The sequence below is a fragment of the Rhizobium sp. PDO1-076 genome, assembly GCF_000247475.1.
GTDB lineage: Bacteria > Pseudomonadota > Alphaproteobacteria > Rhizobiales > Rhizobiaceae > Allorhizobium.
Genome location: NZ_AHZC01000119.1, coordinates 1 through 5,713 on the forward strand (window position 1 = coordinate 1; position 5,713 = coordinate 5,713).

The window sequence follows — 5,713 nt, forward strand, 5'->3', positions numbered from 1 at the left end:
AACCATCGTGCCGCGTGCGTCACGAATGAACTTGTTGGACCGCTTGATCATGCCGTGGCGCTTGCCAGCAGCTGCTGCACGGACCTTGCCGGTTGCCGTGATCTTGAACCGCTTTTTGGCGGAGGACTTCGTCTTCATCTTGGGCATTTTGCTACTCCATTGTTCTTGTATCGAAACAGGCAGACGAAGCCTGTTTTCAAGCATAAAGAACGGCCACGGCATGCCCTGCCGGACCGTTCGGACGGGGGCTTATAACCGCAGGACCGAAAAAGCGCAACGGGGGCAGGCAGGAATCTTCAAAAGCCGTATCATCCACCGTTGCGCGGGACGGCGAGCGAGACCTTCAGCCCCCCCATCGATGAACGGCTGAAGCGCATGGATCCACCATAGGCCGTCAGCACATCCTGCGAAATCGCCAGGCCAAGGCCGGAGCCCGGATCCTTGTCGTCGAGATGCACGCCACGCCCGGCAATGCCCGACAACGCCTCCTCGGCGACACCCTCGCCGTCATCCTCGACATCGATCAGCAAGCGTTCGCCTTCGATGCGGCCACTCACATGGATGGCCGTTGCGGCAAACCGGGTGGCATTGTCCAGCACATTGCCGAGCGCCTCGGCCAGATCGGCCGCATCCATGTCGACGGTCAGGGCCTCATCGATCTCGACCCGCCAGGCGACCCCGCGATGCTCCGTCACCGGTTTCAGCACCGAAACCAGCTTGCCGACCAGCGCTGCCAGTTCGGTGACCGCCATCTGCTCGACGCCGAGCCGCGCCGACTGCAATTGCCGGTCGGCGCGCTGGCGGATCAGGTCGATCTGCTGGCGGGCGAGATCACGCTGGGCGAGCGGCAGGTTGTCGGCCAGTTGCAGAAGCACGGTGAGCGGCGTCTTCAGGCCATGGGCAAGGTCGCTCGCCCTTGCGCGTGCCCGCTCGATCGCCGTTTCACGCTCGCGCAGCAGATGATTGAGTTCCCCGACAAGAGGCCGAAGCTCCCGCGGCCCGCCTTCCTTCACCGCCCGGCTCAAGCCGGAGCGCACCAGCGCGACATCTGACTGAAGGCTGGCGAGCGGCGCAAGGCCAATGCCGATTTGCAGGAAGGCGGCCGCGACCAGCACCGCCGCCGTCAGCGCCAGCATGAAGCCGATGGCACTGTGATAGTCGAGCAGAGCATCGTCCATCACCGAGCGGTCGAAGGCGGCCAGCAGGGTGAAATTGCGCGAGCCGTCCGGTTCCTCCACGAGAATGCGGCGGCTGTGGACGAAGAGTTGGGCGCCGTCCGGCCCCTCCGTGGCGCTGAAGCCATAATCACCGGGAACAAGTGCTGCGACCGGTATTTCCAGGTCCCAGAGCGAGCGCGAGCGGAAGACCTCGCCGCGTTCCGAGACGATCTGCCAATACAGTCCACTGCCCGGCAGGTCGAAACGCGGATCGGCCGGCTTGCGATCCAGCAGCGCCTTGCCGTCTTTCAGCTCGAGGCCCGCCGCAAGCTGGTCGATGACCGCGGACATGTCGGTGCGGTAGCGTTCGGCGACATAGTCGGAGAAGATGCGGCTCAGGCCGAAGCCGACCAGCAACAGGATGAGCACCACGGCCACCATGGCTCCGATGACGAGACGAAGCCGCAGCGACTGCATCATGGCTTGCCATCCAGCAGGACGTAGCCAAAGCCGCGGCGCGTCTCGATCGCATCGGCATCGGTCTTGCGGCGGATGCGACCGATCATGGCCTCGACGGCATTCTTGGCCTGGTCATCGTCACGGCCCTGAACATGGCGGGCAATCTGCAGCGGATCGAAGACCCGGCCGGGTTCGGCGATCATCAGGGCCAGAAGGCGAAATTCGAGCGGCGTCAATTCCAGCGCCTGTCCGTCATAGGTCACCCGCCGGGCCAGATCGTCGAGCACAAAACGGCCGGCCGTCACGACGGACTTCGGCCGACCGCCGGCGCGGCGCAAGAGGGCGCGCAGCCGTGCGACCAGTTCCTCGCTGCGAAACGGCTTGGGGAGATAGTCGTCGGCCCCGGCGTCAAAACCGTCGACGCGCTCCATCCATGAGCCGCGCGCCGTCAGCACCAGGATCGGCGTGTCGAGACCGGCGGCCCGCCAGCGCTTGAGAATGGAAAGGCCATCCATGCCGGGCAGGCCGAGATCGAGGATGATGGCGGCGTAGTCGCCCGTCTCGCCTTCCGCCCAGACCTCGGGGCCGCTGGTCATGTGTTCGACAACGAAGCCTTCGGCCTCCAGCTTGGTGCGTGTGTATTCGGCAATGCCCAGGTCATCTTCGGCGAGCAGGAGACGCATGCATCACCACCCAAATGCCGAGAGCTTGCGGCCGGTCTCGGCATTCAGCCTCAGGCTGCGCACGCTGCCCTTGGCGCTTTCGACCTTCAGGGCGTAATACGGCGTGCGAGCCTCGAGGTTGAGATCGACCGAAATCACACGCCCCGCCTTCATCTCGTCGACCTTGTCGAGGATCTGGCGCAGCGACAGGATACGTCCCTGCCGGACAGCGTCGCGCGCCCGAACATGATCGGCGTCACGATCGCGACCTTTCGAGCCACTGCCGCTGCCCGTATTGTCGTCGTCATCCTCATTGCCGTCATCGTCCCTGTCATCGCTGTTGCCATGGCCCGAATTGTCGGAGTCATCACCGGAATCGTCGCTGCCGCCTGAGCCACGTCCGCTGCTGTCGCTGTCATTGTCACTGTCGCTATCGCTGTCGCTGTCGTCATCAGCCCAGGCGGGTTCGGTCCGTGCCAACACGGTGAGAGCCGTGGGCAGGCTCAGCAGCAGGTTAAGAAATGTGCGACGATCCATGGGCTTTCGGGAATTTTCCTTGCTTTTTTGGGCTCTTTTGGCGCTGGCATGAGTGCAGACTGATCTGGATGCAGTGCTGCAACGGCTTGAACGTAGCGCGTGTTGACCGGCCTTGCCACCGGCAAAAACGGGTTCCCCGCCCGGGGGCGCCGGGCGGGGCGAAACGGCGAAAGGGGTTGCCCGGGCGGATGGGCTTCGCGCGTTTCGATGCCGGTCAGCTGGCGGGGATGACCGTCACCTTGGTGAGCGTGCCTTTGGGGGCGCGAAGTTTGATCTCGGTTTGGCCATGCTCAAGCTCGACCTCGTAGCGCAGGCGGTTGCCGTTCTGGTCAACGGCCATCATCGTGCCGTTGCGAAGGCCATTGAGCTGGGTATCGTTGACGACGAGGCGCACATCGTCGCGGCCTCGACCACGGCCGCGGTCGGCGGTGCTATCGTCATCGTCGCTGTCATCGTCATCGTCGCTGCTGTGGTGGCGACCATGATCGTCGTCACGGCTGTCGTCATCGCCTCCGCGACGGCCACTGTTGTCATCATCGCTGTCGCGGTCGTCGCTGTCGTCGCGCCCGCTGTCATCGGAACCGTGCCGGCCGCTGTCGTCCGAGCGATCCCCCCCATTGTCATCGGAACTATTGTCATCGGAACCATCATCGTCACCGCCGCGGGCTTCGGCGACCGAAATGATCATCGAGGCAAAGGGCGACGGCAGCGTGGCGCCGAGGGCAGGAAGCAGCGTCAGGGCGACGGCGGCGGTGCTGGAGACCAGCAGGGCTCTACGCAAAAGACAGGTCATTGTGTTTCTCCGTGTTGCAGATCCATCGTTTGGATGATCACACTATGCAGCACGGCGGCTGACAGGATGCCCGCGCGGCTTGTCAGCAAGCTGTCAGGAAAGCACAGGCGGCGATTGCCTGCGGACAAAGCCGCCTCAAGGGCTTTCGAAAAGACGACCGAAAGGCGGGCATGAAAAAAGCCGCCTTGCGGGCGGCTGATTTCGGCGTTCTTGTTCGGCTGCCTTGTCAGGCAATGTTCAGGCAATCACTTCGGGGCCAGAACCATCATCATCTGGCGGCCTTCGAGCTTCGGCTCGGCTTCGACCTTGGCGATTGCCACGGTGTCTTCCTTGACCTGAAGCAGAAGCTTCATGCCGAGTTCCTGGTGGGCCATTTCGCGGCCGCGGAACTTCAGGGTCACCTTGACCTTGTCGCCCTCTTCAAAGAATCGGTTCATCGCCTTCATCTTCACCTCATAGTCATGGGTGTCGATGTTGGGGCGCATCTTGATTTCCTTGACCTCAACGATCTTCTGCTTCTTGCGCGCTTCAGCTGCCTTCTTCTGGTTGGCATATTTCAGCTTGCCGAGATCGAGGATCTTGCAGACCGGAGGCTCCGCATTCGGGGAAATCTCGACCAGATCCAGTCCGGCCTCTTCCGCCATTCGAAGCGCTTGATCCGTCGCCACGACGCCGAGGTTCTGTCCCTCGTCATCAATCAGCTGGACTTTCGGAACGCGAATTTCTCGATTGGAGCGCGGCCCATCCTTTACGGGGGCATCGGTTTTGAACGGTCTGCGGATGGTCGTATTCTCCTTGAATTATTTCCATGCACTGCAAAGTCTAGACAAAGTCTGGCGACGCGATGCGCGCCGAAGGCCTATGTGGCGAATACAGCGGCAGTGTCAATACCATGGTCCGGACAGAAAATCACCTGTTGTCCGTCACTTCCTGAATGTGTTTTACAGCAAATCAGCAAAAAAGGAGCCGCTGAATGCCCGAAATCTCCAATACCCTCGTCGAAAAAGCCATCTCTGTGGGTCCGCTCGGCGATGAACGCGAGATCGCGACCATCACGCGGCCGGCCACCAGCGCTGACGAAAGGGCCGCACTGGTCTGGCTTGGCGGCTATCGTTCCGACATGTCCGGCACCAAGGCGGTCGAGATGGACCTGCTCGCCGCCGAACATGGATTGCAGGCAATCCGCTTCGACTATTCCGGCCATGGCGTGTCCGGTGGCGAATTTCGCCTGGGCACGATCTCGCGCTGGACGGAAGAGGCGCTGGCGGTGATTTCCGCCTCCGACGCCAGGCGCGTCATTCTGGTCGGCTCATCGATGGGCGGCTGGATTGCGCTCAGAGTCATCCAGGAAGCCCGCCGTCTCGGCCTTGCCTTCGACATCTGCGGCCTGGTGCTGATCGCGCCGGCCCCAGATTTCACCGTCGAGCTGATCGAGCCGCATCTGTCGGAGGCGGAAAAGCAGTCGCTGGCCGAACGCGGCTATTTCGAGGAACCTTCTGAATACAGTCCGGAGCCGAACATCTTTACCCGCGCCCTGATCGAGGACGGTCGGCAAAACCGCGTCCTGACCGGGATGATCCAGACCGGCTGCCCGGTGCATATCCTGCAGGGCATGAAGGATCCGGACGTGCCGTACAAGCATGCCCTGAAGCTGATGGAATTCCTGCCAGCGGACGATGTCGTCCTGACCCTGGTTCGCGATGGCGACCACCGCCTGTCGCGGCCGGAGGATATTTCGCGGATGAAAGTGGCGATCGCCGCAATGATCTGAGGTCTCTCGGGAACCTTTGCGTTCGGCCCTGGTTAGATGTGTCGCATTTTAACCATACTCGCGGAATTGCGTCGGGTTGCCCCCCGGCGCGATTGACTCATACCCCCTGACAATCTTAACTTTTCGTTAACGATACAGGGGACAGTTTCATGATGAACGGTTCGCGCGCCATCAAGGCGCTGCTCATCGCGGTGGCGGTTATGGCACCGGCTGATTTCGGCTATGGCGCGCCGAAGCCCCTGGTCTCGATGATCACCGGCAGCGTGACTTCGCAGCCGATCGGTCACTACGAATTCTGCAAGGCCAATCCCGCGAATGTGCCGTGCCGCCAACC

7 protein-coding genes and 1 pseudogene are annotated in these 5,713 nt (G+C 62.2%); 2 read left to right on the top strand and 6 right to left on the bottom strand.

The window, feature by feature from the left end:
- The 6 genes from rpmI to infC all read right to left on the bottom strand — a co-directional run.
- Positions 1-147 (bottom strand): 50S ribosomal protein L35 (gene rpmI, locus PDO_RS09010; protein ID WP_007600645.1); only part of this gene is annotated, 147 nt, incomplete at its 3' end.
- Positions 148-308: 161 nt separating this feature from the next.
- Positions 309-1,637 (bottom strand): sensor histidine kinase, encoded by a 1,329-nt coding sequence (locus PDO_RS09015; protein WP_007600647.1) that lies wholly within the window; start codon positions 1,635-1,637, stop codon positions 309-311.
- A complete protein-coding gene (locus PDO_RS09020; protein WP_007600649.1) occupies positions 1,634-2,299 on the bottom strand; it encodes a response regulator transcription factor in 666 nt (221 codons plus the stop codon). The genes PDO_RS09015 and PDO_RS09020 overlap by 4 nt, the downstream gene beginning before the upstream one ends.
- Before the next feature lie 3 nt (positions 2,300-2,302).
- Entirely contained in the window at positions 2,303-2,815 is a 513-nt protein-coding gene (locus PDO_RS09025; protein WP_007600650.1) for a PepSY domain-containing protein, read from the bottom strand.
- Positions 2,816-3,029: 214 nt separating this feature from the next.
- Positions 3,030-3,608 carry a hypothetical protein gene (locus PDO_RS09030; protein WP_007600652.1) on the bottom strand — a complete coding sequence of 193 codons (579 nt, stop codon included), beginning with the start codon at positions 3,606-3,608 and terminating at the stop codon, positions 3,030-3,032.
- 245 nt (positions 3,609-3,853) lie between these two features.
- Positions 3,854-4,390 (bottom strand): translation initiation factor IF-3, encoded by a 537-nt coding sequence (gene infC / locus PDO_RS09040; protein ID WP_081593159.1) that lies wholly within the window; start codon positions 4,388-4,390, stop codon positions 3,854-3,856.
- Between the two features lie 191 nt (positions 4,391-4,581).
- Between infC and PDO_RS09045 the strand changes: the two genes are divergently transcribed.
- Positions 4,582-5,379 carry an alpha/beta hydrolase gene (locus tag PDO_RS09045; RefSeq protein ID WP_007600655.1) on the top strand — a complete coding sequence of 266 codons (798 nt, stop codon included), beginning with the start codon at positions 4,582-4,584 and terminating at the stop codon, positions 5,377-5,379.
- 149 nt (positions 5,380-5,528) lie between these two features.
- Positions 5,529-5,713: pseudogene (locus PDO_RS09050) on the top strand (transglutaminase-like cysteine peptidase); the annotation flags it as partial.